This is a genomic window from Rhodococcus sp. NPDC059179 (assembly GCF_042754885.1).
GTDB lineage: Bacteria > Actinomycetota > Actinomycetes > Mycobacteriales > Mycobacteriaceae > Rhodococcus_G.
In genome coordinates this window covers 44,178-68,319 of the sequence record NZ_JBHZBV010000012.1, presented here as the reverse complement: position 1 = coordinate 68,319, position 24,142 = coordinate 44,178, and the positions used below count along the sequence as shown (strand labels likewise).

Genomic DNA, 24,142 nt, shown 5'->3' with positions numbered 1-24,142 from the left:
GTCTACCTGTGGGTTCGCCGAAATCTCAGGCCGCGTCCGGCAGGTCTGTGGGGCGGGCCGCGGCGTGAGCGGCCAGGAACAGCTCGGCGTCGTCGCCGCGGCCGGTGGTCGCCAGCAGTTCGGCGAGGGTGTGCGCCTGGCGCAGGGTGGCGGCGCGTGCGACGGCCTCGAGGAAGCCGCGGTCTGCGAAGAGGTCCGCGGTGTCACCCGCGCGCTGGAGGATCATGCCGATGTCGTTCATCTCGGGCTCCAATCGGTGTGCGGATCCGCTGGGCGCATCCGGCGGTCGGGTTGTTCCGATGTACCGATGGTGACGGCGATCTGTGAGTGCACGGTGTGCGCTCCTTGGCATTTCGCTAAGGGTTGGGTGGGCCGGATGGCTCCCATGCGGACAGGCGTCGTCCGCTCACGAAGCGTCTCGGTTCGCCGGTGTGGGGGTCGGTGAACGCGACCGAACGCGCCAGCAGCTGCAGCGGATTCGAGTAGTCGTCCGGCGCAACGTCATACAGTCGCGGATAGAAGTTGTCGCCGAGGATCGGTATGCCGAGCGAGTTCAGGTGCACCCGTAACTGATGCATCTTCCCGGTCCGCGGGAGCAGTCGGTAGCGCGCCAGCCCACCGCGGGCCTCGAGTAGCTCGATGTCGGTGTGCGCGTTGGGTTCTCCCGGGGCCTCGGTGCACTGCAGCATTCCGCGTTCCTTCACGATGCGGCTGTGGACGGTCCGGGGCAGGGTCAGTGACGGGTCGAATCCGGCGATCGCCTCGTACTCCTTGGTCACCAGTCGCCGTTCGAACAGCAGCTGGTACGCCCGCCGCGCCTCCTGCCGGACCGTGAACACCAGCACGCCTGCCGTCACCCGGTCCAGGCGATGCGCGGGTGTGAGCGCGGGAAGGTCCAGGTCACGGCGCAGGCGGACCAGCGCCGACTCCACGATGTGCCTGCCGCGTGGGGTGCTGGCCAGAAAGTGCGGCTTGTCCACCACCAACAAATCCCGGTCGCGGTGCAGTATCTCGATCTCGAACGGCACCCGCGTCTCGACAGGTGGGTCGCGATAGAGATACACGAAAGAGCGCGGGGCGAAGGCGGACTCGGCGGTGACCGGTACCCCGTCCCCGCCCACCACCTCGGCCAGCGCGACCTTCTCCCGGAGCCGAACCGCGTCGTCGGGGAACCGGGCCAGCAGATACTCCAGCACCGTGGTCCAGGGGCCGCGTTCGGGCAGCCTCAGCCGGGTGGGGTTGAGGCCGTCTCGGACGGGGAGCGGGGAGGCGGGCACTCTCGCCAGACTAGGCGAGGGCCCGGCCGCCCCCATACCGTCTAAACGGTCTCGACCCGCACGGACCGCCCCTCGCGCGCCGAGCGGCGAATCGCGTCCAGCACGGCCTGCCCCGCGACGCCGTCGCGGAAGGTCGCCGCCACCGGCTCGTTCGGATCCGGGGTCTGGCCGAGGATGCGCCTGCGGAACGCGTCGGCGAGCCGGGTGTACGGGGCGCGGTCCAGGCCGGTCGAGTGCATCCAGTCGTAGGTGGTCTGGAAGAGGTCGTGCGGTGGCGGCTGCGGGGCCGGGTTGGCCAGGTCCTCCGGTATCGGCACCTCGCGCTCCCCGGCCGCGTCGGCGTGACACACCGTGTCGCCGTTGATCCAGAGAGTGCCGTGGGTGCCCGCGACCCGGGTGGTCATCATCAGTGGCCCCCACGCGCCGACCGTGCTCTGCAGCACCCCATCGACGCCGGTGGTCGTGCGGAAGTGCACGGTGAAGGAGTCCTCGGCACTCTGCCCGCGGTCCGCGACGACCGGAAGTCCGGCGCTCACCGTGTCGAATTCGCCCAGGGTGCTGCGAATCTGGTCGATCATGTGGGTGCCCTGGGCGCCGAGCCAGCCGCCGCCGCTGCTCGCGTCGGTCCACCATCCCGGCGCCTCGCTGCCCTTGGCCGCGAACAGCGGGAGGTGCATCAGGAAGGTGGCCAGTCGCGGGTCGCCGATCGCGCCGTCCCGAATCTGCCTGGCCAACAACGCCTGCGGGGTCGAGTAGCGGAACTCGGTGCCGACCATGTGGACGATGTCGGACTTCTCGGCGGCGGACAGCATCGCGCGTGCCTCGTCCAGGTCGGCCGCGAACGGCTTCTCGCACACCACGTGCAGACCGCGTTCGGCGGCCTCGACGGCCAGTGCGGCGTGGGTGTGCGGCGGGGTCGCGATGGTCACCGCGTCGATGTCGGCGGCCGAGAGGGCCTCGTCCAGCGAGGTCGCCGCGTGCGGGATTCCCATGCGTTCGGCGCGGTCCGCGGTGCGTGCCCGGTCGCGGCCGATCAGTGCGCGCACCTCGAACCCGGCATCCCTGAAGGCTGGCACGTGGGTGATGCAGCCGAACCCGGTGCCGATCACGGCGAGCCCAAGTCTCTTGTCCGTCATGTTTCCTGCCTGAAGTTCGGTAGTCATCCGATGTGACTACTGCGGTACTCGCAGCATGGCATGCCTGGTGGTGGGCCGCGGCAAACCCCTGTGTGAGGAGATTGGATCGCGTGCAGCGTAGCGATATTCGCAAAATCAGCGTGCGCGATTGACGGCTGGTATAGCGTCCCGCGCATCAAGAGCCGGTGCCGATGTAGGCGCCGGATACGACCACAACGGAGTTTGGGAATGAACAGGCGTTTTGTTGCGAGTCTCATGTTCGTCGCTGCGGGTGTATTGGCGGTACCCGCGACTGCACACGCCACGCCGACCACGGCGGACGAGACTTGCTCGACCACGAACCAGACGAACGACAACGAGGACTGCGCGAGCGGCGGATCCAGCATCCTCGACCTCGCCGAGCTACTGAAGTCCTTCTCCGGTGGGGCTGTCAGCGGCCTCGGCTGAGTCGTATCGCCGAACATCGGATGCGGCCGCAGATCCCATCGGATCTGCGGCCGCACTCGTCGTAAGCTGAGCCGGTGACGACATGGACCGCCCGCGACATCGCCGACCAGCACGGCCGTACCTTCGTGGTGACCGGCGCGAACAGCGGGTTGGGGGAGGTGGCGGCGCGCGCCCTCGGGGCATCGGGCGCGTCCGTGATCCTGGCCTGCCGCAACGTCGACAAGGGCGGCGCCGTCGCGGCTCAGATCGGCGACAACGCCGAGGTGCGGCGCCTCGATCTGGCTGACCTGGCGTCGGTGCGTGAGTTCGCCGCCGGGATCGAGAAGGTCGATGTGCTGATCAACAACGCGGGCGTGATGGCCGTGCCGCGGGGGACCACCGTCGACGGGTTCGAGACGCAGTTCGGTACCAATCACCTCGGCCACTTCGCGCTGACCGGTCTGCTCCTCGACCGGATCGCCGACCGGGTGGTCACCCTCTCCAGCGGTATCCACCGGATGGGGACGATGAACCTGGACGATCCGAACTGGGAACGCAGGCGGTACAGCCGCTGGCTGGCCTACGGGCAGTCGAAGCTGGCGAACCTGCTGTTCGCCTACGAGCTGGACCGCCGCCTGTCCGCGGCCGGTTCCGAGGTCAAGTCCATGGCCGCGCATCCCGGTTACGCGTCGACGAATCTGCAGTCGCACACCGCCTCGGTCTGGGACAAGCTGATGCTGGTCGGGAACCTGGCCGCGCAGAGCGCCGAGATGGGCGCGTTGCCCGAGCTGTACGCCGCCACCGTCGACACCGTCGCGTCCGGCACCTACATCGGCCCGGACGGCCCCTTCGAGCAGCGCGGCTACCCGAAGGTGGTGGGCTCGAACGCCAAGTCCCGCGACCGGACGGTGGCAGCGGGCCTGTGGGGCGAGTCCGAGCGGCTCACCGGCGTCACCTACTCGTTCGGAAAGTGAGCGCGCACATGCCGATTCGCCGACTCAACCACGCCGTGCTGTTCGTGGCCGACCTCGAGCGCAGCCTGGCGTTCTACCGGGACGTGCTCGGATTCCGTCCGCTTCCTGGAGGGTTTCCTGGCGCGGCCTTCCTGCAGGCCGCGAACTCGGCCAACGATCACGACCTCGGCCTGTTCCAGAGCCCGAGCGGGCCGAGTCGTGCCAGGCGGGGCGACGTCGGGCTCTATCACCTGGCGTGGGAGGTGGACACCCTCACCGACCTGGCGTCGATGTGCGAAAAGCTCATCGAGGCAGGGGCATTGACCGGAGCGAGCAACCACGGGTCGACCAAGGCCCTGTACGCACGGGACCCGGACGGCATCGAGTTCGAGGTGTGCTGGCTGGTACCCGACGGTCGGGTGGAGGAGGAGCTGGTGCCGGGTATGCCGCCGACCCGTCCCCTCGACATCGACGGTGAGATCGAGAGGTACGGGCCGGACACGCCGAGCGGTCCGCGCACGGATCCTGCTGTGTGGGAGCGAATCTTTTCCGGCCGCTGAGGGTTCAGTCCTCGGCGTCGGTGACCAGGACGGTCACGTCAATGTTGCCGCGGGTGGCGTTCGAGTAGGGGCACACCTGGTGCGCCTTGTCGGCGAGTTCTTGAGCCTGCTCGCGCGACAGGTGCGGCAGGGTCACCTCCAGGGTCACCTCGAGGCCGAAGCCGCCGCCTTCGGTCGGGCCGATGCCGACACGGGCGCCCACCGCGGAGTCGGTGACGTCGGCGCCTGCCTGGCGGGCGACCATCCGCAGCGCCGAGTGGTAGCAGGCCGCGTAGCCGATCGCGAACAGCTGCTCCGGGTTGGTGCCGTTGCCGCTGCCGCCCATTTCCACGGGGAGTGCAAGGTCCAGGTCGAGGCGGCCGTCGGAACTGCGGCCGTGCCCGTCGCGGCCCTCGCCGGTGACGAGTGCTTCGGCGGTGTAGATGACGCTCATGTATTTCTCCTTGTGGTGGTGGGTGATTCGGCCGCGTCAGGGACCCGGACCGCATTGCGTAGTTCGTGCGTGAGTCGTTCGAGGGTCGAGCGCAGTGCGATGAGTTCCTCCGGTGGCAGCCCCGCGCACCCCGCCAGTTGCCGCGGAATGCCCAGTGCTCGCTCGCGCAGGCCCCTGCCGGTGTCGGTCAGGTGGATCTGGACGCGGCGCTCGTCCTCCGGCAGTCGGCGACGCTCGACGAGGCCGAGGATCTCGAGCCGCTTGAGCAGTGGGGAGAGGGTGCCGGTGTCGAGGTCGAGTTCGTCGCCGATCTCGCGCACGCCCCGACCGTCGCGTTCCCACAGCACCAGCAGCACCAGGTACTGCGGATAGGTGACGCCGAGTTCGTCGAGCATCGGGCGGTAGACCGCGGTCGTGGCCCGCGACGCCGCATACAGCGCGAAGCACAGTTGCTGGTCGAGGGCGAGTTCGTCGGTCACACGATTGAAGGTAGTGCACGGTTTAGTTGTGCACAACCTAGTGTGTCGGGGCTCAAACAAATCAGTGGCCGCGCTCGATGCCGTTCCGGTAGCGTTCGCGGTTCCAGTAGTCGTTCGACCGAGGAGGTGAGACCGGTGTTCGTTTTGGCAACCCGGGTGCTCTCACCGTTGCGGTCCGACTGAGGTAGGTGACCGCGAGAGCGCCCGATCGGCATTCCCCGAAAGGCGTTCCCATGTCAGCTTTCCCGTCGCTGTGCCCGCAATCCCTTGTCGTCGCCCGGCTCCGCGCCGCCGGGTGTGTCTTCGCCGAGGACGAGGCGCATTTGCTCGCCTCCGCGGCCCGGACCCCGGACCATCTCGCGGCCATGGTGGATCGGCGGGTGGCAGGACTGCCCCTCGAACAGATCCTCGGCTGGGCGGAGTTCTGCGGCCTGCGGATTGCGGTGGATCCCGGTGTCTTCGTGCCCCGCCGCCGCACCGAGTTCCTCGCGAACCAGGCGACTGCCGTCGCTCGCCATCGGGCGGTCGTCCTCGACCTCTGCTGTGGGTCGGGTGCGGTGGGCGCCGCCCTGACCGCCGTCAAGAGCGAGGTGGAGTTGCACGCCGTCGACGTCGACCCGGCGGCGGTCCGCTGCGCGCGTCGCAATACCGCGGCCGCTCGGGTGTACGAGGGCGATCTCTACGATCCGCTGCCCCGGTCCCTGCGTGGTCGGGTCGACGTCCTGGTGGCCAACGCGCCCTACGTGCCCACCGGGTCGATCGGGATGTTGCCGCCGGAAGCCCGCGACCACGAGCCGCGGGTGGCGCTCGACGGCGGTGCGGACGGCGTCGACATCCAGCGCAAGGTCGCGGCCGAAGCCACTCGGTGGCTGGCGCCGGGCGGCCACCTGTTGATCGAGACGAGCGAACGGCAGGCGCCGCTGACGGTCGACGCCTTCGCCCGCGGCGGGCTGGTCCCGTGGGTCGCGCGTTCCGACGAGCACGGCGCCACCGTCGTGATCGGAACCAGGCGACCCGACTGAGTGCCGGGCAGCGCCTGCGGGCGTCGAGGCAACCGCGCCGCGGTGTCGCCGCTGTCCCAGAGCGCGCGCCGATCTGGATCGCCGAGATGGTGAGCCGTCAGAAAGAGAGGTAGAACGGTTCGAGATCACGCCCGCCGCGGGGCGCTGCTACAGTGGCGGCCATGCAGCGCGCGTATTTCTGGTTTAGCAGGCTGGCCCCGGGTGGGCCGGTCGGCGTAACCACGCGCTGACCTCCTCCGCCCCGAGCCGCTATCGACCGGCTCGCGGGTGTGCACGCATTCTCCTGGGTCGGCCTGAACGAACAGGACACCCATGACCCTCACTCTTGACACCGATGCGCTTGGCCTTGACGACCAGCGCACCGTCTCCATCAGCCCGCTGGCCGCCCCGGCCGAGCTGCGGCGCGAGCACGCGATCGACGCCGCCGTCGCCGCGACGGTGCGCGGCGGCCGGGACGCGACCATCGACATCCTCGACGGCCGTGACGACCGGCTGATCGTCGTGGTCGGGCCGTGCTCCGTGCACGACACGAACGCCGCGATGGACTACGCCAACAGGCTTGCCGAGAAGGCCGAGCAGCATCGCGACAACCTGCACATCGTCATGCGGGTGTACTTCGAGAAGCCGCGCACCACGCTGGGGTGGAAGGGGCTGGTCAACGACCCGCACCTCGACGGCAGCTTCGACATCAACACCGGACTGCGGATGGGACGCAAACTGCTGCTCGACATCTCGTCGTTGGGCCTGCCGGTCGGCTGCGAGTTCCTCGACCCGATCACACCGCAGTACATCGCGGACCTGGTGAGCTACGGCGCGATCGGCGCCAGGACCGCCGCCAGCCAGGTGCACCGCCAGCTCTGCAGCGCGCTGTCCATGCCGGTCGGGATCAAGAACTCGACCGAGGGCGACGTGCAGGTGGCGGTCGACGGGACCAGGGCCGCGGCAGCCAGCCACGTCTTCCCCGGCACCGACCTCAACGGCCTGTCCGCGCTGATCCGCACGGCGGGCAACCCGGACTGCCACGTCATCCTGCGTGGCGGCACCGACGGGCCGAACTACGACGCCGCGACCGTCGCCGACACCATGGCGAGACTGGCGAAGGCGGGCCTGCCCGAGCGGGTCGTCGTCGACGCCAGCCACGGCAACAGCCGCAAGGACCACAACAAGCAGGTCGACGTCGTCACCGATGTCGCCGAGCGGATCGAGGCGGGTGAGCGCGGCGTGGTCGGGCTGATGCTGGAGAGCTTCCTCGTCGCGGGCCGTCAGGACCTGACCCTCGGCCGGGCGGACGAGCTCACCTACGGGCAGTCGATCACCGACGCGTGCCTGGACTGGGACACCACCGCCGCGCAGCTGGACCGGCTCGCGGGCGCGGTCAGCGCACGCCGCGGGGCCGGAACTGCACGCTGATCCGCGGCCCGGTGGGGCGGGTGGTCTTGGGGACGGCGTGCTCCCAGGTCCGCTGGCAGGACCCGCCCATGACCAGCAGGTCGCCGTGGCCGAGCGAGTACCGAATGGAGTCGCCGCCGCCGCTGCGGCGGCGCCGCTCATCAGCGCGGGGCCGCAGCGCGAGAGTCCGTGCGGCGCCGAGGGAAACGATCGCCACCATGGTGTCCTCGGTGGCGCCGCGTCCGATGGTGTCGCCGTGCCAGGCGACACTGTCGGCGCCGTCGCGGTAGTAACACAGTCCTGCAGTGGCGAACGGCTCGCCGATCTCGCGTCGGTAGTGCCGGTCGAGGGCGGCCCTGGCCTCGGTGAGCAGCGGGTCGGGGAGCGGGGCGTCCTCTGCGTAGAAGCTCACCAGCCGCGGCACGTCGACCACGCGGTCGTACATCTGCCTGCGTTCGGCCCGCCACGGGACCGCGTCGACGAGATCGGCGAACAGCTGCTCGGATCCCTGTAGCCAGCCGGGGCGCACGTCGATCCAGGCACCCGCGGTCAGCACCCGCCTGCGCAGGCAGCTGTCGAGCGGCTCGAGTCGAGCGCCCCCGGTCGGATCGTCGAACAGCGACGCCTGTACCGCGATGTCCACGACCCGCATCCTACGCCTGTATCGAACAGGTGTTCCCTGGGTTGGGTGTCGATCTGCAGAGCAGGGAAACGCCGCCGACTCGGCATCGCTCACGGTGTTGACGCCGAGAAAACCGTGCCTCTCGCACGGTGCCTCTGAAACAATGCAGGTCCAAGCGCTCGAGGGGGAGACAACATGGGGAGTTTCGTCGACGACCGGTACGCCCCGGTTCGGCGAGAACTGGTCGAACGCGATCTCGACGTTCGCGGCGTGATCCCCGAGTGGCTTGACGGGCGATACCTCCGGAACGGACCCAATCCCGTCGCGGACGTCGCGCCCGACGAGTACAACTGGTTCACCGGAGACGGGATGGTTCACGGCATTCGACTGTGCGACGGTGATGCCCTCTGGTACCGCAATCGCTGGGTCGACTCGGAAGTGACTTCGCGACTGCTGGATCGGACGAGCCCGGACGAGCGGGGCAGGTCGGCACTGCACGGTCCTTCCGCGAACACGAACGTGATCGGGTTCGCGGGCCGGACGTTGGCACTGGTCGAAGGAGGGACTGCCTGTGCGGAGTTGTCGAGTGACCTCGAGACGCTCGATGTCTGTGACTTCGGCGGAACCGTACGAGGGGGCTACACCGGCCACCCGGTGCTCGATCCGAACACCGGAGAGCTGCACGCCGTTTCGTATCACTTCGGCCGGGGGAACACAGTCCAGTACACCATAATCGGGCCAGATGGATGTCTTCGGCGCAAGATGGCTGTCCCGGTCCAGGGCAGCCCGATGATGCATGCATTCTCCCTGACTCGTGACTACGTTGTCCTGTACGACCTACCCGTCACCTTCGATCCTCGGTCAGCGGTGCATGTCGGTGTCCCCAGGCCGCTGCGTCCGCTCGCCCAGCTGGCGCTGAGTTCGATCGTCGGTAGGGTCCGCATTCCTCCGATGATCATGAATCGCGTGCCGCGAATACCTGCCGGCCGCTTCCCCTATCGATGGAACCCGGACTACCCAGCACGCGTTGGCCTGTTGCCACGGTCCTCCCACGACCCGATAGCGGTGACGTGGATAGAACTCGACCAGCCCTGCTATGTGTTCCACCCGATGAACGCCCACAATGACGATCGCGGGCTCGAGATCGACCTGGTGGTCCACGAACGAGTTTTCGACGCCGACCCCCTCGGACCAACGGATGGGCGGCCCAGGCTGGAACGGTGGCGAATCGATCTGCGAACCGGATCGCTCCGGCGTGAAGCTCTCGCCGATGAACACATGGAGTTCCCCCGGATCGACGACCGACGCGTCACCAGCACCTATCAGCACGGGTGGGCCGTAGGTGGCACCGACGATGTGTCCGGAGAACACCGACTTCTTCGAACGAACGCCACCGCTGGCATTGCGGCTCAACGCGACTTCGGAAACCACTCTGCGGTCGGTGAATTCAGCTTCGCCCCGTCCTCTCCCTCGGCGCCGGAGGGCGACGGTGTGGTGATGGGGTTGGTAACCGACCTGGCCGAGAACACCACTGAACTACGGATTCTGGACGCCCAGAGCCTTGAGGACGTTGCAGCTGTGCGTCTACCTCAACGCGTTCCAGCCGGCTTTCACGGCAATTGGATCCAGCAACCACAATGAAGGATCCGGTGGGACCGCGCCACTTTCAGCCGCCGGGCGAGTGAGCCACGTCGAGCCGTAGGTCTTGTTGGGCGATCAGCGGCGGGCGAGGGCGTTCAGTGCGCGGTCGACGTCGTCCGCGCCGTTGTGCAGGTGGAACGCGAACCGCAGGGCCCCGCCCCGTGATGTGGCGATCACCCCGGCCGCGGCCAGCCGATCCGCGCGGTCGGATGCTCCCGGGATGGCGACGATGGGGGAGCGGCCGGGCACGGCACACAGGCCCAGGTCGATCAGTCCGGAGCGGAACCGGTCGGCGAGCGCCAGGTCGTGCGCGCCGATCGTGTCGACCGTCAGTTCGTCGATCAGTTCCAGCCCGGCCGCGGCGGCGACCACGCCCAGCCAGTCCGGTGTGTGGTCGAAGCGGCGCGCGGTGTCGGCCAACCGCTGCGGCACATACATTTCCGCCCGCTTGTCGGCGGCCGCGTACCAGCCGGGCGAGACCGGACGAACCGTATTCGCCGCCTCCGGGTTCGCCGCGAACAGGCTGACGCTGCGTGCGCCGAGCAGCCATTTGAACGTGGCGCACACCCAGAAGTCCGCGTCGGAGAATCGCAGCGGCAGCCAGCCGGCCGCCTGGGTGGCGTCGAACAGAAGTCGCGCACCGTGCGCTCGGGTCGCCGCTCGCAGTTCCACCGGGTCGATGGTGCGCCCGTCCGAGGATTGCACGACGCTCACCGCGACCAGCGCCGTCTCCGGCCGCACCTCGGCGGCCAGCCGGTCCAGCGGCACCGTGCGCACGAACAGGTCCCCGCGGTACCGGAACGGATTCGGCACCGAGGCGAAATCGCCCTCGGCCACAAGGACTTCCGCGCCGGTCGGGAGGGCGGTCGCGACCGGAGCGATCAGCGCGCCGACGCTGCCGCCCACGGCCACGTCATCGGGGGTGGCGCCGGGCAGCAGCCGGGCGAACGCCGCCCGGAGCCCGTCCACCTTGGGATCGTGGACGGCAGGCGCACCCCGCCCTGCGGCCCAGTCATCGGTGACGGCGCGGACGGCCGACAGTCCGCGGGCGGGTGGCAGGCCGTAGGAAGCGGTGTCGAGATACGCAGTTTCGGTGGCGAATTCGCCGGGCGCCAAGGATTCCATGGTCGCAGTCTCGCGTCGTGGTGGGCCCGCGTCCATAGCCACCGGCCACGGCCTGGACTGATCTTGCGATAACCAGTGCCGCTCAACTGGCCCTCGACGTCGCTCCGTTGCCCGTGTGAACCTCGTGGTCATGATCTCCGGCGCGGCAATCCTCGGGGTCTCGGCGGTGGCGCTCGGCATGGTGCTCACCCCCGGGCCGAACATGATGTACCTCGTCTCGCGCAGCATCACCCAGGGCAGGCGGGCCGGGCTGATCTCGCTCGGCGGCGTCGCGGTCGGCTTCGCCTGCTATTTGGCGGCGGCCGCCGCGGGTCTGACCGCGGTGTTCATTGCGGTGCCGCAGCTCTACGTCGCGGTGAAGCTCGCGGGTGCGTGCTACCTCGGCTGGCTGGCCTGGCAGGCGGTTCGTCCGGGTGGGACCTCGGTGTTCGCGCCCCGGCGGCTGCCCGCCGATTCCGCGGCGCGGCTGTTCGCGATGGGCCTGGTCACCAACCTGCTCAACCCGAAGATCGCGATCATGTACCTGGCGCTGATCCCACAGTTCATCGATCCCGGTGCGGGCCGGGTGTGGTTGCAGAGTCTCGGGCTCGGTGGTGTCCAGATCGCGGTCGCGCTGACCGTCAACGCCGCGATTGTCGTCGCGGCGGGCGCTGTGTCGGGCCTTCTCGTCGCGCGACCGGGCTGGCTCAAGGCGCAGCGATACGTGATGGGCTCGGTGCTCGGCGGGCTGGCGGTCGTCCTCGCCACCGACCGCTCCCGGCCCGCCGTCGGCTGATCGCCTCGTTGCATCGCGGTTTCCTCGTCCGTTGATGGTCGGCAGGGCTTTGCGCTGCCTATGATCAACAGGCACGGCGGTTGCCGACAGCGGATGGATCGGGGTGTCCAGATGCAGATAGCGGATGTGTTGCGGAACAAGGGTCCGGCGGTGGCGACGGTCGACCCGGGGATCACGGTCAGCGTGCTGATCGGCGAACTCGCCAGGCACAACGTGGGCGCCCTCGTCGTGGTCGAGAACGACCAGGTGATCGGCATCGTGACCGAGCGCGACGTGGTGCGCCGCATCCACGAGCGCGGCGCCGAGCTGCTGAACTCGCGGGTCGCGGACATCATGACCACCGCCCTGTTCACCTGCCTGCCGACCGACAGCGTGGACAGCCTCGCCGAGACCATGACCGAGCGCCGGATCCGGCACCTGCCGGTCGTGGTGGAAGGCCGCCTGGTCGGCATCGTCAGCATCGGCGACGTGGTGAAGAGCCGGATCGGCGAACTGCAGGGCGAACGTGACCAGCTCGAGGCCTACATCGAACACGGCTGAGGGGAGTGGTTCGGTCCCTGAATCCCGGCAGCGGAGCATGTTCTCCGAGTGCCGGGATGGCATCGGCACCGTGCGGCTTCATCACGAATGACGCGGAGACCTCGGCCAGGCCGGCCGCGGCGCCGGGACCCTGAGCTGATCAGGGACAGCCGCCGGCCGCCAACGGAAAGCCTCATTCGAGTACGGAATGAAAAGGTACAGACTGCCAACTCTGTACAGACTGCCAACTCTGCACAGACTGCCAACTCTGTACAGACTGCCAACTCTGTACAGACTGCCAACTCTGTACAGACTGGCCGATCGGTACAGAATCGGCGTTTTGTACACAATGCGCGAGTTGTACCTTTTGATTTCGTGTGGACTTGCAGTGTCGTGGACGGGTGCAGGCATCGCAGGCGACCTGCGGTGGACAGCACCGCCCAGACAGGAGGAGTCCCGCCTGCGATCAGGGTTCCGAGTTACCGAGCAGGGAGACGGATTCTACGGGCGGGGCCCCGAGTGAACACTCAGCTCTCGGGAATCGCGCTGCGTTCCAGCCGGCGGCTTCGTTCGGTTGGCGCCCTCGCCCAATCTAAATGTCGGTGCCCGGTCGTAGTGTCGCTGCATGGGATACGAATTTCAGGTGACAGTGGACGCCGCCGATCCGCACACGCAGGCCAAGTGGTGGGCGCAGACCCTCGGTTGGCGGGTGGAGCCGAGCGATGAGGACTTCATCCGTGGGCTGGTCGCGGCCGGGCACGCAGCCGAGGAGGACACCCAGGTATTCGAGGGCGTCCTGGTCTGGAAGCTGGGGGCCGCGATCAGCGACCCCGAGCACCCGGACCGTCCACGGGTGCTGTTCCAGGTGGTGCCGGAGTCGAAGTCGGTGAAGAACCGGCTGCACTTCGACGTCCGGGTCGGCGAGGAGAAGCAGTCGGTGGCCGATGCCCTCGTCGCCCGCGGTGCGACGATCCTGCATCGCGGCCAGGTGGGTCCGCAGTGGTGGATCACCATGGCGGACCCCGAGGGCAACGAGTTCTGCGTCAGCTGAGCGTGGTCTGCGCCTACCGGTACGCGCCCGGGGTTTCCCCGGTCCACCGCTTGAAGGCCCGCCGGAACGCGCTCGGCTCGGAGAACCCCAGCCTCGCCGACAGGTCGTCGACGGACTCGCCGCGGCCGAGGCCGGAGATGGCCGCGTCGCGGAGCACCTCCTCGCGGAGCTGATTGAGCGAGGTGCCCTCCTGACGCAGCAGCCGGCGCAGGTGCGGGACGCTGATCGAGAGCATCTCCGCGATGTCGTCGGCGGTGGCGGTGCGGCCCTTGACCCCGGACTCGAGGACCTTGCGGACCTGTGCGGAGGCGGTGCTGTCGTAGTCCCGTTCGGAGAACAGCAGATTCGGCGACTCCCGCAGGTAGTCCTCCAGCGTCTCCTCGGTCTGGATGATCGGCGCGCGCAGCACGGCGTTGTCGAACTCGAGCGCGGCCGTCTCGGCGCCGAACGTGACCCGGACGCCGAAGATGACGTCATAGTTCTTGGCCAGCAACGGATCCGGAGCCGGATAGGGCAGCTCCACCGCGATCAGCTTGACCCGCCTGCCGACCAGCCAGGCCGCGAACCGGTGCAGGAGGATCAGTTCGAAATCGGTGAGCAGCCGGTCCGCGGCCTCCGCGGTCGCGACGGGCAGCGTGTCGTCCCGCCGTGGGATCACGACCTGGAGCCGGGTGGTGGACTCGCCGGTCCGGACCCGCAGCGGCGGCAGCCCCGGCAGTGCCCGGATCACGTCGGCCATCCGCTCGATCGCGCGGCCGAGGTCGGGCGAGTGGATCAGCGACAGACAGACCAGTTTGAAAGTGCCGCGCGGCACCGGCGCCGCACCGAGGCCGAACAGTTCGTCACTGGTCAGTTGCCAGGCCGCCTGGGTGAACAGCGTCAACTGCTTGGCGGTGAGCAGGGCCTTCTCGTCGCGGAGCGCGGGGAGCGAGATGCCGGCAGCCTCCAGGGGGATCGTCATGTCGAACCCGCCGTTCGCCGCCAGGGTAGCGGCCCTGCGCACGAAGTCCGCGGGCACGGTGCGCTGACTCATCGGTGCCTCACCACCGCCGTGCCAGGCGGAGCAGGCGTTCGGCGGCCTCGGCGAGCACCTCGTCGCGCTTACAGAAGGCGAAGCGGACCACGTGATTCCACGGTGTCTTGTGGTCCGCGAAGACGCTCACCGGGACCGCTGCCACCCCGATCCGCTCCGGCAGCGCCCGGCAGAACGCTTCGCCGTCGGTGGTGCCGAACGGGGTGATGTCCGCACACACGAAGTAGGTGCCGCCGCTCGAATACACCCCGAATCCCGCCTCGCGCAGCGCCGCGCTGAGCACGTCCCGCTTACGCTGCAGGTCCTCGCGCAGGCCCGCGACCCACTTCTGCTCGTGGCTCAGTGCGTGCGCGACCGCGGGCTGGAACGGACCGCCCGCGACGAAGGTCAGGAACTGCTTGGCCGATCGGACCGCGTCCACCAGTTCGGCTGGCCCGCACGCCCAGCCCGTCTTCCATCCGGTCACGCTGAAGGTCTTGCCCGCGCTGGACACGGTGACGGTCCGCTCCGCCATCCCGGGCAGCGCCGCCAGCGGGGTGTGGGTGGCACCGTCGAAGACCAGGTGCTCGTACACCTCGTCGCTGAGAACCAGCAGGTCGCGCTCGACCGCGAGCTCGGCGACGGCCAACAGTTCCGCGTCGGTGAACACGGTGCCGGTCGGATTGTGCGGGGTGTTGAGCACCAGCATCCTGGTGTTCGGGCCGACCGCGGCGCGCAGCGCGTCGAGATCGAGGGCGAACCCATCGCCGTCCTGGACCAGGGACACGGTCCGGCGCACCCCGCCTGCCAGCGCGACGGCCGCCGCGTAGGAGTCGTAGTACGGCTCGATGAGCACCACCTCCTGGCCGGGCTCGACCAGCCCGAGCAGGGCGGCGCTGATCGCCTCGGTGGCGCCGACGGTCACCAGCACCTCGGTGTCCGGGTCGTACACCAGCCCGTACCTGGCCGCGCGGTCGGCGGCGATGGCCTCGCGCAGAACCGGCATCCCCGGTCCAGGCGGATACTGGTTGAGCCCGTCGGCGATCGCGGATCTGGCGGCCTCGAGCATGGAGTTCGGACCGTCGGTGTCGGGAAAGCCCTGGCCCAGGTTGATCGCTCCGGTCGCCGTCGCGAGCGCCGTCATCTCCGCGAAGATCGTGGAGCTGAACGGTTGTAAGCGCGAGACCGTCTGCGAATGGCGTGCTGCGGGCATCGTCACAGCCTATTCGCCATTCGGGCGAGCACCGACCCGGTGGTCGATGAACGACCGACACGACACTCGGCAAACCCCAGCCGGTCGTGGCCCGACCGTTCTACCGTCGAGGTATGAGTGCAGCCATCGACATCGCGAAGCTGGTCAAGACATTCGGTCAGACACGCGCCCTCGACGGTCTCGACCTCGAGGTGCGAACCGGGGAGGTGCACGGCTTCCTCGGGCCCAACGGTGCCGGGAAATCGACCACCATCCGGGTACTGCTCGGGCTGCTCCGTGCCGACCGCGGCGACGTGCGACTGCTCGGCGGCGACCCCTGGCGCGAGGCCGCCGAACTCCACAAGCGCCTCGCCTACGTCCCGGGAGATGTGAATCTGTGGCCGAACCTGACCGGCGGCGCGGTGATCGACCTGCTCGGCCGGTTGCGCGGCGGCCTCGACGAGCGGCGGCGCGCCGACCTGCTCGAGCGGTTCGACCTCGACCCGACGAAGAAGGGCCGGGCATATTCGAAGGGAAACCGGCAGAAGGTGGCACTCGTCGCCGCCCTGTCCTCCGACGTGGAACTGCTGATCCTGGACGAGCCCACCTCCGGGCTCGACCCGCTCATGGAGGCGGTGTTCCAGGAGTGCATCGACGAGGTCAGGGAGCAGGGGCGCACGGTCCTGCTGTCGAGTCACATCCTCGCCCAGGTCGAGGCCCTGTGCGACCGGGTCACGATCATCCGGCTCGGCAAGGCGGTCGAGACGGGCAGCCTGGCGGACCTGCGTCACCTCACCCGCACCTCCATCTCGTGTGAGACCACGACCCCTACGGGCGGACTGTCCGAGCTGGCGGGCGTGCACGACCTGGTGGTGGAGGGAAATCGGACCCGGTTCCAGGTGGACACGGTCGACCTGGACGCGGCGATCACGCATCTCACGCGGTTCGGTATCCGAACACTGACCAGCCAGCCGCCGACGCTGGAGGAGCTGTTCCTTCGGCACTACGGCGACGAGCTCGCGGCCGCAGGGGTGGAGGAGTCGTGACGGCGCTCGCGGGCACCGGGACGCTGACCCGATTCTGTTTCCGGCGTGAACGGTTCGCGCTGGTCCTGTGGATTCTGGGCGGGGTGTTCGTGTACTACTCGCAGGCCGTCGGCGTCGACGTCGCCTACCCGACCCAGGCGGAGCTCGACGCGGTCGCGGTCAGCATGGAGAACAACGCGGCGATGGTGGCGATGGCCGGACCGCCGCGCGTCCTCGACACCATCGGCGGTCAGGTGGCCTTTCAGGCCAGTGCCTTCGGCATGATCGTCGCGGCCCTGATGAGCATGTTCCTGATCGGGCGGCACACCCGTGCCAACGAGGAGACCGGCCGCGACGAGCTGATTCGATCCGCCGTCGTCGGGCGCCGAGCCCCGTTCGCCGCGGCGACGATCCTCGCGACGATCGCGAACCTGCTCTACGGCGGCGCGGTCGCGTTGAGCCTGATCTCCTATGGCCTGCCCGCGGCCGGATCGCTCGCCCTCGGCGTCGGGGCCACCTGTGCGGGCCTGGTGTCCATGGCGATCGCGTTGCTGGCCGCCCAGATCACCGAGAGCACCCGCACGGTCTACGGCATCACCGGCGCGGCGATCGGCGTCGCCTACGTGCTCAGGGCGGTGGGGGATGCGGGAAACGACGCGCTGTCCTGGCTGTCGCCGCTCGGTTGGGGCCAGGCGATGCGGCCGTACGACGGCGAGATCTGGTGGCCTGCGCTGCTGTCGCTGCTGGTTGCGGTGGCCGTCGGCCTCGGCGCGCTGCGCGTACTCGGCCACCGCGACACGGGGGCAGGAGTGTTTCCGTCGCGGCCGGGCCCGGCCAGGGCTCCCGTCTGGTTGCGGGGCGAATTCGGGCTCGCCTTGGGGCTGCAGAGGGGTTCGCTGATCGGGTGGTCGGTCGGGATGCTGCTGGCCGGAGTCGCTTTCGGGACGATCGGCAACGACGTCGGCGACCTGATGGGCGACATCGACATCGGCGAGCTGCTGGGGCAGGAGAACGCAGGCATGGTCGACGCCTTCTATGCGATGGCAGCCGCGATGCTGGCCATGATCGGCTCCGCGTTCACGATCTCCTCCGGGTTGCGGTTGCGTTCGGAAGAGGCCGCCGGGCGTGTCGAGCCGCTGCTCGCCACCCTGCTGACCCGTGTCCGGTGGGTCGCGAGCCATGCGGTCATCATGCTCGCCGGATCGGCGATCGTGCTCGTGTTCGCCGGACTCGGGATGGGGTTGATGTACGGGATCATCGCGAACGACATGTCGCAGGTGACGCGGATGCTCGGTGCCACCCTCGTGTATCTGCCTGCCATGTGGATCCTCGGCGGAATCACCTTGCTGCTCTTCGGCTTCCTGCCGATGGTTGCCTCCGCGGCCTGGCTGGGTCTGGCGTTCTGCTTCGTGGTGTTGATGTTCGGCACGACGCTGCGGTTCCCGGACTGGCTGATGAGTGTCTCGCCGTTCGACAATCTGCCGCTCGTGCCCGCGGTGGACTTCCGGTTGGCGCCGGTCCTCGTGACCGCACTGGTCTCCGCCGCCCTGTGCCTGCTGGGGACGGCGGGCTTCCGTGGGCGCGACGTGCAGACCAACTGACGGCCGCTGTCACATTTGGCGCGGCTGTCTCGTCCTAAAGACAGACGACCCGAACGGGTCGCGACACCGCGAAACAGGAGGGCATCATGACTCGAATCCAGCCGGTGGCACCGAAGGACGCAGGACTGCTGGTCAAGGTGGCCTACAAGTTCGCGGCCCGCAAGCTCGGTGAGGTGCCCGAACCCTTCGCCGTGCTCGCGAACCATCGCAAACTGTTCCTGGCGTCCGCCAGGCACGAGATGGCCGTGCAGAAGGCCTCGACCGTGCTGCCTGCCAACGTCCGTGAACTGGCCGTGTTCCGCACCGCGTGGACCGTCGGATGTTCCTGGTGCGTGGACTTCGGGTCCATGCTGATGCGCCTCGACGGGCTCGACATCGACCGGCTGAAGCAGATCGGCGATTACCAGACCTCCCCGCTCTACAGCGAGGACGAGCGCGCGGCGATCGCGTACGCGGACGCGATGACGGCGACCCCGACGGAGGTCACCGACGAGCAGGTCGCGGACCTGGAGCGCCGGTTCGGCCGGGACGGCGTCGTCGAGCTGACCTATCAGATCGCGCTGGAGAATCAGCGGTCCCGGATGAACTCCGCACTCGGGATCACCGATCAGGGGTTCAACTCGGGGGAGGCGTGCCGGGTTCCGTGGGCCGATCAGCCGTCGGAGTCCGGTCGGGGAGCCTGATTCCTGCGAACTTCTCCGGGTTGGCAATGTCGTAGGCGGCGCACACCTTGCCGTCGCGGACGGTGAAGCCGCCGACCCGTGACGGGAAGCCCGGGTGCGTCGCGTCCCCGGGCGACCCGTGCGAGAAGAACCCGAGCTGGCCGTTGACAAGGGCCGGTTCGATCGCCAGGAATGCCTGTGGCCCATAGCGTTTCAAAAGGCCCAGGAAGAACCGGGCGAAGTTGTCGGCGCCGTGGATCACGTTCACGGCGGTGCGGGTGGTGCCGTTCGCGTCGCCCATCACCAGGGCATCCGGGTGCAGCGCGTCCAGCACGGCCTGCAGGTCGCCGCTCGCCATCGCGGCCATCAGCCGGCCCACCGCCTCTGCGTGCTCGTCGTCCGGCGTCGGCTTGTCGACAGCTGCCACGGCGCGGCGCCCGCGCGAGGCCAGCTGCCGTGTCGCGGCCGTCGAGGTGCCGAGGATTTCCGCGATCTCGTCGAACGGGACGCCGAACCCGTCGTGCAGCACGAACGCAGTCCGCTGATCCGGGCCGAGGGTGTCGAGTATCACCATCGCCGCCAGCCGTGCATCCTCCTCGCGCACAACGGCTTCCAGCGGATCGATCGAGACCGGCGATTCGAGCGGCATCACGATCGGCTCGGGAAGCCACTGCCCGACATAGCTTTCGCGCCGGACGGCCGCGCTGCGCAGGTGGTCGAGGCAGATCCGCCCGACCACGGTGGTCAGCCAGGCGCGCAGGTCGCGGACGGAATCGGGGTCGGTCTCGCTCAGCCGGAGCCACGCCTCCTGCACGGCGTCCTCGGCATCGGACACACAGCCGGTCATCCGGTAGCCGACCGACAGCAGGTGTCTGCGGTGGGTCTCGAAGGTCTCGGCGAGTGCGACGGTTCCCATGCGGTCGATCCTTCTACAACCACCGCCGCTGGTCACCCTGAGTAGGATCACCCTCATGCGTTTCGGGATGTTCGTACCGCAGGGCTGGCGTCTGGACCTGGTGGGCATCGACCCCGCCGATCAGTGGGACGTGATGAAGTCGCTCACCCTGCGGGCCGAGTCCGGACCGTGGGAGTCGGTCTGGGTCTACGACCATTTCCACACCGTGCCCGCGCCCACCGAGGAGGCCACTCACGAGGCCTGGTCGCTGATGTCCGCGCTCGGTGCGGTGACCTCGACCATCCGCCTCGGTCAGATGTGCACCTCGATCGGCTATCGCAACCCCGCCTACCTGGCAAAGATCGCCGCGACCGCGGACCTCATCTCGGGCGGCCGCATCGAGATGGGTATCGGTGCGGGTTGGTATGAACACGAATGGCGCGCCTACGGTTACGGATTCCCCTCCGCCGGTGAGCGTCTGGCCCGGCTCGACGAGGGCGTGCAGATCCTGAGCCAGGCCTGGACCGCCGGGTCCGCGACGCTGGACGGAAAGCACTTCCAGGTCGACGGCGCCATCGTGCGCCCGCTGCCGCTGCAGGAGGGCGGCATCCCGCTGTGGATCGCGGGTGGTGGCGAGAAGGTCACCCTCAAGATCGCGGCGAAATACGCCCAGTACACCAACTTCGACGGCACCCTCGAGGGCTTCACCCAGAAGTCGGCCGTGCTCAAGGGGCACTGCGCGGCGGTCGGCACCGACTTCGACGCGATCGTGCGCTCGGCCAACTACAACATCGCCATCGGTGCCACCGAGGCCGAGGTGCAGGACCGACTGGCCGAGACGAAGGCCAGGATGGCGAGGTACGTGGGTGAGGATCTCGCGGAGGCGTCGATGTCCGCGTTCCGCGGGATGCCAGGGGTGGGGACGCCCGAGCAGATCGTGGAGAACCTGACCGCGCTGCGCGATCAGGGCCTGAATTACGGGATCTGCTATTTCCCCGAGGCCGCGTACGACACCTCGGGCATCGAATTGTTCGAACGCGAGGTCATCCCCGCACTGGCCGGTTAGGCAGGTAACGACATGCTCGTCGAATCACTCTCCACCCCAGGTCTCTGGCTGACGCCGCCCCTGCACGGCGACATCGAGTCCATCACGAGGTGCTGCCTCGACGAAGCGGTGGAGGAGTGGACCACGCTGCCCGTTCCGTACACACAGGACGACGCGCGACGGTTCGTCGAGCGGGTGGTGCCCGTCGGCTGGGCGGACCGCAGCCCCACCTGGGCGATGCGGCACACGCCCGAGGGTGCGGTGGTCGGGATGATCGGTCTCGCCGGCCGCGATGACTCCGCCGCGGACCTCGGCTTCTGGCTGAACCAGGCGGTCCGCGGCCGGGGGCTGATGGCCAGGGCGGTGAACTTGGTGTGTGACTTCGGCTTCCGCCCGGACGGGATGGCGCTGGAGCGGATCGAGTGGCGCGCGTACGTCGGGAACAAGCAGTCCGCGTCCGTGGCCCGACGGGTGGGCTTCCGGTTCGAGGGCACGCTACGGGCGGGCGGTCTGCAGCGTGGGCGCAGGCGCGACGAATGGGTCGCGGGGTTGCTCTACGAGGATCCTCGGGAGCCGGCGGAGGGCTGGCCGGAGATCTAGCGCAGGTCGGCCGGGTCGACGGGGATCTGCTGGTTCTCGGCGTGCGGCACCTGATCGGCCAGCGGAATCGACTTCGCCAGCAGCTTCCACTCGGCGCCGCTGATCGAGTCCGCCGCCCGCCGGATCACCTTCGGGTCCTTGGTGCCCCAGGCGATCGGCATCGGGCTGACCATCTGCCAGGTGTCCGACGTGGACTTGGTGCTGCGGTCGGAGAGGACCGCGATCGAGGGCACCCGCTCGCCGACGTTGGTCAGTGAATGCCCGGGCAGCGCCCGGACGGTGCGGGTGACCAGCGCGTAGTGCGGGCCATCCGCGGACGGCTTGGCCACGTCCACGAGCGCCAGCAGCGTGGCCCCGCGCGGCCTGGCCACCGCCACCACCGCGGGCACCAGCGGGCCCTTGGCGTAGAGGTCCTCGACCGAGCCGACCTTCTTCGGGGCCCAGAACGCCACCCACACCGACGTGACGGCCAGCAGGGCGGCCACCGCGCCCACGATGTAGGACCAGGGATGCGCCAGGTAGATCAGCCAGGCCGCGAGACCGGCCAGAAGCAGTGCCGTGACGATCGCCGAGACCCGGAGGCGCCTGACGTCGCCGACGGTCTCGTTGACGGAGTTGGCGTGGGAGTGATCGACGGGAAACTCGAAACTGCGCACGGTCCCATTTCTACCCGATGACAGGGCCTACCCGATGGTCGGGCCGAGCAGGTCGTCAGCATCGGTGATCCGGTACGCGTATCCCTGCTCGGCGAGGAAACGCTGGCGGTGCGCGGCGTACTCGGCGTCGAGGGTGTCGCGGGAGACGACCGAGTAGAAATGCGCCTGGCCGCCGTCCTGCTTCGGGCGCAGCAGTCGCCCGAGCCGCTGCGCTTCCTCCTGCCGGGATCCGAAGGTCCCCGAGACCTGCACCGCGACCGAGGCCTCGGGCAGGTCGATGGAGAAGTTCGCGACCTTGCTCACCACCAGGGTCCGGATCTCACCGCGCCGGAACGCGTCGAACAGGGCCTCGCGTTCCTTGTTCTTCGTCGAGCCCTGGATGACCGGCGCGTTCAACGCCTCGCCGAGTTCCTCGAGTTGGTCGAGGTAGGCGCCGATGACCAGCGTCGGCGAATCAGGATGCCGGTCCAGGATCGACTTCACCACCGCGATCTTGGTGTGCGCGGTCGAGCACAGCTTGTACCGCTCCTCGGGCTCCGCGGTGGCGTACGCCATCCGCTCGGCGTCGGTCAGCGTCACCCGGACCTCGATGCAGTCCGCGGGCGCGATCCAGCCCTGCGCCTCGATGTCCTTCCACGGCGCGTCATACCGCTTGGGGCCGATCAGCGAGAACACGTCGCCCTCGCGGCCGTCCTCGCGGACCAGGGTGGCGGTCAGGCCCAGGCGCCGCCTCGACTGCAGGTCCGCGGTCATCCGGAAGACCGGCGCGGGCAGCAGGTGCACCTCGTCGTAGATCACCAGTCCCCAGTCGCGGGAGTCGAACAGCTCCAGGTGCTTGTATTCGCCCTTGGTGCGGCGGGTGATCACCTGGTAGGTGGCGATGGTGACCGGCCGGATCTCCTTGCGCTCGCCCGAGTACTCGCCGATCTCTTCCTCGGTGAGGGAGGTCCTGGCGATCAGCTCCCGCTTCCACTGCCTGCCCGCGACGGTGTTGGTCACCAGGATCAGGGTGGTGGCCTTGGCCTTGGCCATCGCCGCCGCGCCGACCATCGTCTTGCCCGCGCCACAGGGCAGCACGACGACGCCGGAGCCGCCGGCCCAGAACGAGTCGGCGGCCATCTGCTGGTAGTCGCGCAGCTCCCAGTGCCCCTCCTCGAACGCGAGGTCGATCGGGTGCGCCTCGCCGTCCACGTAGCCGGCCAGGTCCTCGGCCGGCCAGCCGATCTTGAGCAGCATCTGCTTGAGGTGGCCGCGCTCGCTGGGGTGCACGACGACGGTGGCGTCGTCGACCATGGCGCCGAGCATCGGCGAGATCTTCTTGTGCCGCATCACCTCGGTGAGCACCGCGCGGTCCAGGCTGATCAGGATCAGGCCGTGCACCGGACTCTTCACCAGCTGCAGCCTGCCGTACCTGGCCATGGTGTCGACGATGTCGACCAGCAGCGGCTGCGGGACCGCGTACCGGGAGAACCTGACGAGCGCGTCCACCACCTGCTCGGCGTCGTGACCGGCGGCGCGCGCGTTCCACAGCGCCAGCGGGGTCACCCGGTAGGTGTGTACGTGCTCGGGCGCGCGCTCGAGCTCGGCGAACGGGGCGATCGCCTGCCGGGCCTGGCCTGCGAGCTCGTGGTCGACCTCCAGGAGCAGGGTCTTGTCGGACTGGACGATCAATGGTCCGTCGGTCACGCGTCCTCCTCAGTCGGGCGTAGCCACCCCATTGTCCACGTCCCGACGGTGGGCGGTCGCCCGCGCGAGCCCGCGGCGCCGGGTCGGGTGCACGGGTCCATTCGCACAAAAAGGTAGGACTTCCCGAAACAGGGGAAGTCCTACCTTTTCCGTTCACTTTATCTCTGTGTAGCGATCGACTTTCTCGTGTCTATCACCTGGACCGGAGACTCGGAAATTTCGGAGCGGTATCCATGCTGACGTTCACTGTTTCCGATGATCGAGTCGAGCTCGCTTACCAGGCGTCCCCGGATTTCATCCAATGCGAGCAGCGTCAGCTTCATCACGAGCCATCGGCGTCCAGGTCAACGGAGGTCAGTG

General features: G+C 68.7%; 26 protein-coding genes. 14 read left to right on the top strand and 12 right to left on the bottom strand.

What is annotated here, in order from left to right:
• Positions 1–25: 25 nt before the first annotated feature.
• The 3 genes from ACFXMV_RS19420 to ACFXMV_RS19410 all read right to left on the bottom strand — a co-directional run bounded on the left by ACFXMV_RS19420 (position 26) and on the right by ACFXMV_RS19410 (position 2,440).
• Entirely contained in the window at positions 26–241 is a 216-nt protein-coding gene (locus tag ACFXMV_RS19420) for a hypothetical protein (protein WP_378501986.1), read from the bottom strand.
• Positions 242–356: 115 nt separating this feature from the next.
• Positions 357–1,277 carry a pseudouridine synthase gene (locus tag ACFXMV_RS19415; RefSeq protein ID WP_378501985.1) on the bottom strand — a complete coding sequence of 307 codons (921 nt, stop codon included), beginning with the start codon at positions 1,275–1,277 and terminating at the stop codon, positions 357–359.
• A 41-nt stretch (positions 1,278–1,318) separates the two neighbouring features.
• Positions 1,319–2,440, bottom strand: coding sequence for a Gfo/Idh/MocA family protein (locus tag ACFXMV_RS19410; RefSeq protein ID WP_378503426.1), 1,122 nt, complete (start codon positions 2,438–2,440; stop codon positions 1,319–1,321).
• Positions 2,441–2,641: 201 nt separating this feature from the next.
• Between ACFXMV_RS19410 and ACFXMV_RS19405 the strand changes: the two genes are divergently transcribed.
• The 3 genes from ACFXMV_RS19405 to ACFXMV_RS19395 all read left to right on the top strand — a co-directional run bounded on the left by ACFXMV_RS19405 (position 2,642) and on the right by ACFXMV_RS19395 (position 4,352).
• Positions 2,642–2,860 carry a hypothetical protein gene (locus ACFXMV_RS19405; RefSeq protein WP_378502502.1) on the top strand — a complete coding sequence of 73 codons (219 nt, stop codon included), beginning with the start codon at positions 2,642–2,644 and terminating at the stop codon, positions 2,858–2,860.
• A 74-nt stretch (positions 2,861–2,934) separates the two neighbouring features.
• Positions 2,935–3,813: an oxidoreductase gene (locus tag ACFXMV_RS19400; RefSeq protein ID WP_378498291.1), complete on the top strand. Its 879-nt coding sequence runs from the start codon at positions 2,935–2,937 to the stop codon at positions 3,811–3,813.
• Between the two features lie 8 nt (positions 3,814–3,821).
• Positions 3,822–4,352 (top strand): VOC family protein, encoded by a 531-nt coding sequence (locus tag ACFXMV_RS19395; protein WP_378498292.1) that lies wholly within the window; start codon positions 3,822–3,824, stop codon positions 4,350–4,352.
• 4 nt (positions 4,353–4,356) lie between these two features.
• On the opposite strand, the gene ACFXMV_RS19390 is transcribed toward ACFXMV_RS19395, so the two are convergent.
• Both ACFXMV_RS19390 and ACFXMV_RS19385 read right to left on the bottom strand, forming a co-directional pair.
• Positions 4,357–4,785, bottom strand: a complete 429-nt coding sequence (locus tag ACFXMV_RS19390) for an organic hydroperoxide resistance protein (RefSeq protein WP_378498293.1) — start codon at positions 4,783–4,785, stop codon at positions 4,357–4,359.
• The gene (locus ACFXMV_RS19385) at positions 4,782–5,264 is read right to left on the bottom strand and encodes a MarR family winged helix-turn-helix transcriptional regulator (protein WP_378498294.1); all 483 of its coding nucleotides are present in this window, start codon (positions 5,262–5,264) and stop codon (positions 4,782–4,784) included. The genes ACFXMV_RS19390 and ACFXMV_RS19385 overlap by 4 nt, the downstream gene beginning before the upstream one ends.
• A 233-nt stretch (positions 5,265–5,497) precedes the next feature.
• On the opposite strand from ACFXMV_RS19385, the gene ACFXMV_RS19380 reads away from it, so the two are divergent.
• Together ACFXMV_RS19380 and ACFXMV_RS19375 are read left to right on the top strand one after the other, a co-directional pair.
• Complete coding sequence (locus ACFXMV_RS19380) at positions 5,498–6,286, top strand: putative protein N(5)-glutamine methyltransferase (protein WP_378498295.1); 789 nt, start codon at positions 5,498–5,500, stop codon at positions 6,284–6,286.
• Positions 6,287–6,598: 312 nt separating this feature from the next.
• On the top strand, positions 6,599–7,696 hold the full coding sequence (locus ACFXMV_RS19375) for a 3-deoxy-7-phosphoheptulonate synthase (RefSeq protein ID WP_378498296.1): 1,098 nt from the start codon (positions 6,599–6,601) through the stop codon (positions 7,694–7,696).
• On the opposite strand, the gene ACFXMV_RS19370 is transcribed toward ACFXMV_RS19375, so the two are convergent.
• Positions 7,662–8,327, bottom strand: coding sequence for an alpha-ketoglutarate-dependent dioxygenase AlkB (locus ACFXMV_RS19370; RefSeq protein WP_378498297.1), 666 nt, complete (start codon positions 8,325–8,327; stop codon positions 7,662–7,664). The two genes, ACFXMV_RS19375 and ACFXMV_RS19370, sit on opposite strands and share 35 nt — an antisense overlap.
• 165 nt (positions 8,328–8,492) lie before the next feature.
• On the opposite strand from ACFXMV_RS19370, the gene ACFXMV_RS19365 reads away from it, so the two are divergent.
• Entirely contained in the window at positions 8,493–9,938 is a 1,446-nt protein-coding gene (locus tag ACFXMV_RS19365; RefSeq protein ID WP_378498298.1) for a carotenoid oxygenase family protein, read from the top strand.
• A 75-nt stretch (positions 9,939–10,013) separates the two neighbouring features.
• Here ACFXMV_RS19365 and ACFXMV_RS19360 read toward each other — a convergent pair whose 3' ends face one another.
• Positions 10,014–11,063 (bottom strand): aminotransferase class V-fold PLP-dependent enzyme, encoded by a 1,050-nt coding sequence (locus tag ACFXMV_RS19360; RefSeq protein WP_378498299.1) that lies wholly within the window; start codon positions 11,061–11,063, stop codon positions 10,014–10,016.
• 130 nt (positions 11,064–11,193) lie between these two features.
• On the opposite strand from ACFXMV_RS19360, the gene ACFXMV_RS19355 reads away from it, so the two are divergent.
• The 3 genes from ACFXMV_RS19355 (at position 11,194) to ACFXMV_RS19345 (ending at position 13,408) form a co-directional block, all read left to right on the top strand.
• The gene (locus ACFXMV_RS19355; RefSeq protein WP_378498314.1) at positions 11,194–11,838 is read left to right on the top strand and encodes a LysE family translocator; all 645 of its coding nucleotides are present in this window, start codon (positions 11,194–11,196) and stop codon (positions 11,836–11,838) included.
• A 111-nt stretch (positions 11,839–11,949) separates the two neighbouring features.
• Positions 11,950–12,378 carry a CBS domain-containing protein gene (locus ACFXMV_RS19350; RefSeq protein WP_378498300.1) on the top strand — a complete coding sequence of 143 codons (429 nt, stop codon included), beginning with the start codon at positions 11,950–11,952 and terminating at the stop codon, positions 12,376–12,378.
• Positions 12,379–12,982: 604 nt separating this feature from the next.
• Positions 12,983–13,408, top strand: coding sequence for a VOC family protein (locus tag ACFXMV_RS19345; protein WP_378498301.1), 426 nt, complete (start codon positions 12,983–12,985; stop codon positions 13,406–13,408).
• Positions 13,409–13,421: 13 nt separating this feature from the next.
• On the opposite strand, the gene ACFXMV_RS19340 is transcribed toward ACFXMV_RS19345, so the two are convergent.
• Positions 13,422–14,441, bottom strand: coding sequence for an AraC family transcriptional regulator (locus ACFXMV_RS19340; protein ID WP_378498302.1), 1,020 nt, complete (start codon positions 14,439–14,441; stop codon positions 13,422–13,424).
• 7 nt (positions 14,442–14,448) lie between these two features.
• On the bottom strand, positions 14,449–15,633 hold the full coding sequence (locus tag ACFXMV_RS19335; protein WP_378498303.1) for a pyridoxal phosphate-dependent aminotransferase: 1,185 nt from the start codon (positions 15,631–15,633) through the stop codon (positions 14,449–14,451).
• Between the two features lie 113 nt (positions 15,634–15,746).
• On the opposite strand from ACFXMV_RS19335, the gene ACFXMV_RS19330 reads away from it, so the two are divergent.
• From ACFXMV_RS19330 to ACFXMV_RS19320, 3 genes are all read left to right on the top strand, one after another.
• Positions 15,747–16,658, top strand: a complete 912-nt coding sequence (locus ACFXMV_RS19330; protein ID WP_378498304.1) for an ATP-binding cassette domain-containing protein — start codon at positions 15,747–15,749, stop codon at positions 16,656–16,658.
• On the top strand, positions 16,655–18,238 hold the full coding sequence (locus ACFXMV_RS19325) for an ABC transporter permease (RefSeq protein ID WP_378498305.1): 1,584 nt from the start codon (positions 16,655–16,657) through the stop codon (positions 18,236–18,238). Before ACFXMV_RS19330 ends, ACFXMV_RS19325 begins: the two co-directional genes overlap by 4 nt.
• Before the next feature lie 86 nt (positions 18,239–18,324).
• Positions 18,325–18,921, top strand: coding sequence for a carboxymuconolactone decarboxylase family protein (locus ACFXMV_RS19320; RefSeq protein WP_378498306.1), 597 nt, complete (start codon positions 18,325–18,327; stop codon positions 18,919–18,921).
• On the opposite strand, the gene ACFXMV_RS19315 is transcribed toward ACFXMV_RS19320, so the two are convergent.
• Positions 18,854–19,816 (bottom strand): sigma-70 family RNA polymerase sigma factor, encoded by a 963-nt coding sequence (locus ACFXMV_RS19315; RefSeq protein ID WP_378498307.1) that lies wholly within the window; start codon positions 19,814–19,816, stop codon positions 18,854–18,856. The two genes, ACFXMV_RS19320 and ACFXMV_RS19315, sit on opposite strands and share 68 nt — an antisense overlap.
• 55 nt (positions 19,817–19,871) lie before the next feature.
• Between ACFXMV_RS19315 and ACFXMV_RS19310 the strand changes: the two genes are divergently transcribed.
• Positions 19,872–20,861 carry an LLM class F420-dependent oxidoreductase gene (locus tag ACFXMV_RS19310; RefSeq protein ID WP_378498308.1) on the top strand — a complete coding sequence of 330 codons (990 nt, stop codon included), beginning with the start codon at positions 19,872–19,874 and terminating at the stop codon, positions 20,859–20,861.
• 12 nt (positions 20,862–20,873) lie between these two features.
• Entirely contained in the window at positions 20,874–21,440 is a 567-nt protein-coding gene (locus tag ACFXMV_RS19305) for a GNAT family N-acetyltransferase (RefSeq protein WP_378498309.1), read from the top strand.
• Here ACFXMV_RS19305 and ACFXMV_RS19300 read toward each other — a convergent pair.
• Complete coding sequence (locus ACFXMV_RS19300) at positions 21,437–22,096, bottom strand: DUF3239 domain-containing protein (RefSeq protein ID WP_378498310.1); 660 nt, start codon at positions 22,094–22,096, stop codon at positions 21,437–21,439. The genes ACFXMV_RS19305 and ACFXMV_RS19300 overlap by 4 nt on opposite strands.
• 27 nt (positions 22,097–22,123) lie before the next feature.
• Positions 22,124–23,782: a DNA repair helicase XPB gene (locus tag ACFXMV_RS19295; protein ID WP_378498311.1), complete on the bottom strand. Its 1,659-nt coding sequence runs from the start codon at positions 23,780–23,782 to the stop codon at positions 22,124–22,126.
• Between the last annotated feature and the right edge of the window lie 360 nt (positions 23,783–24,142).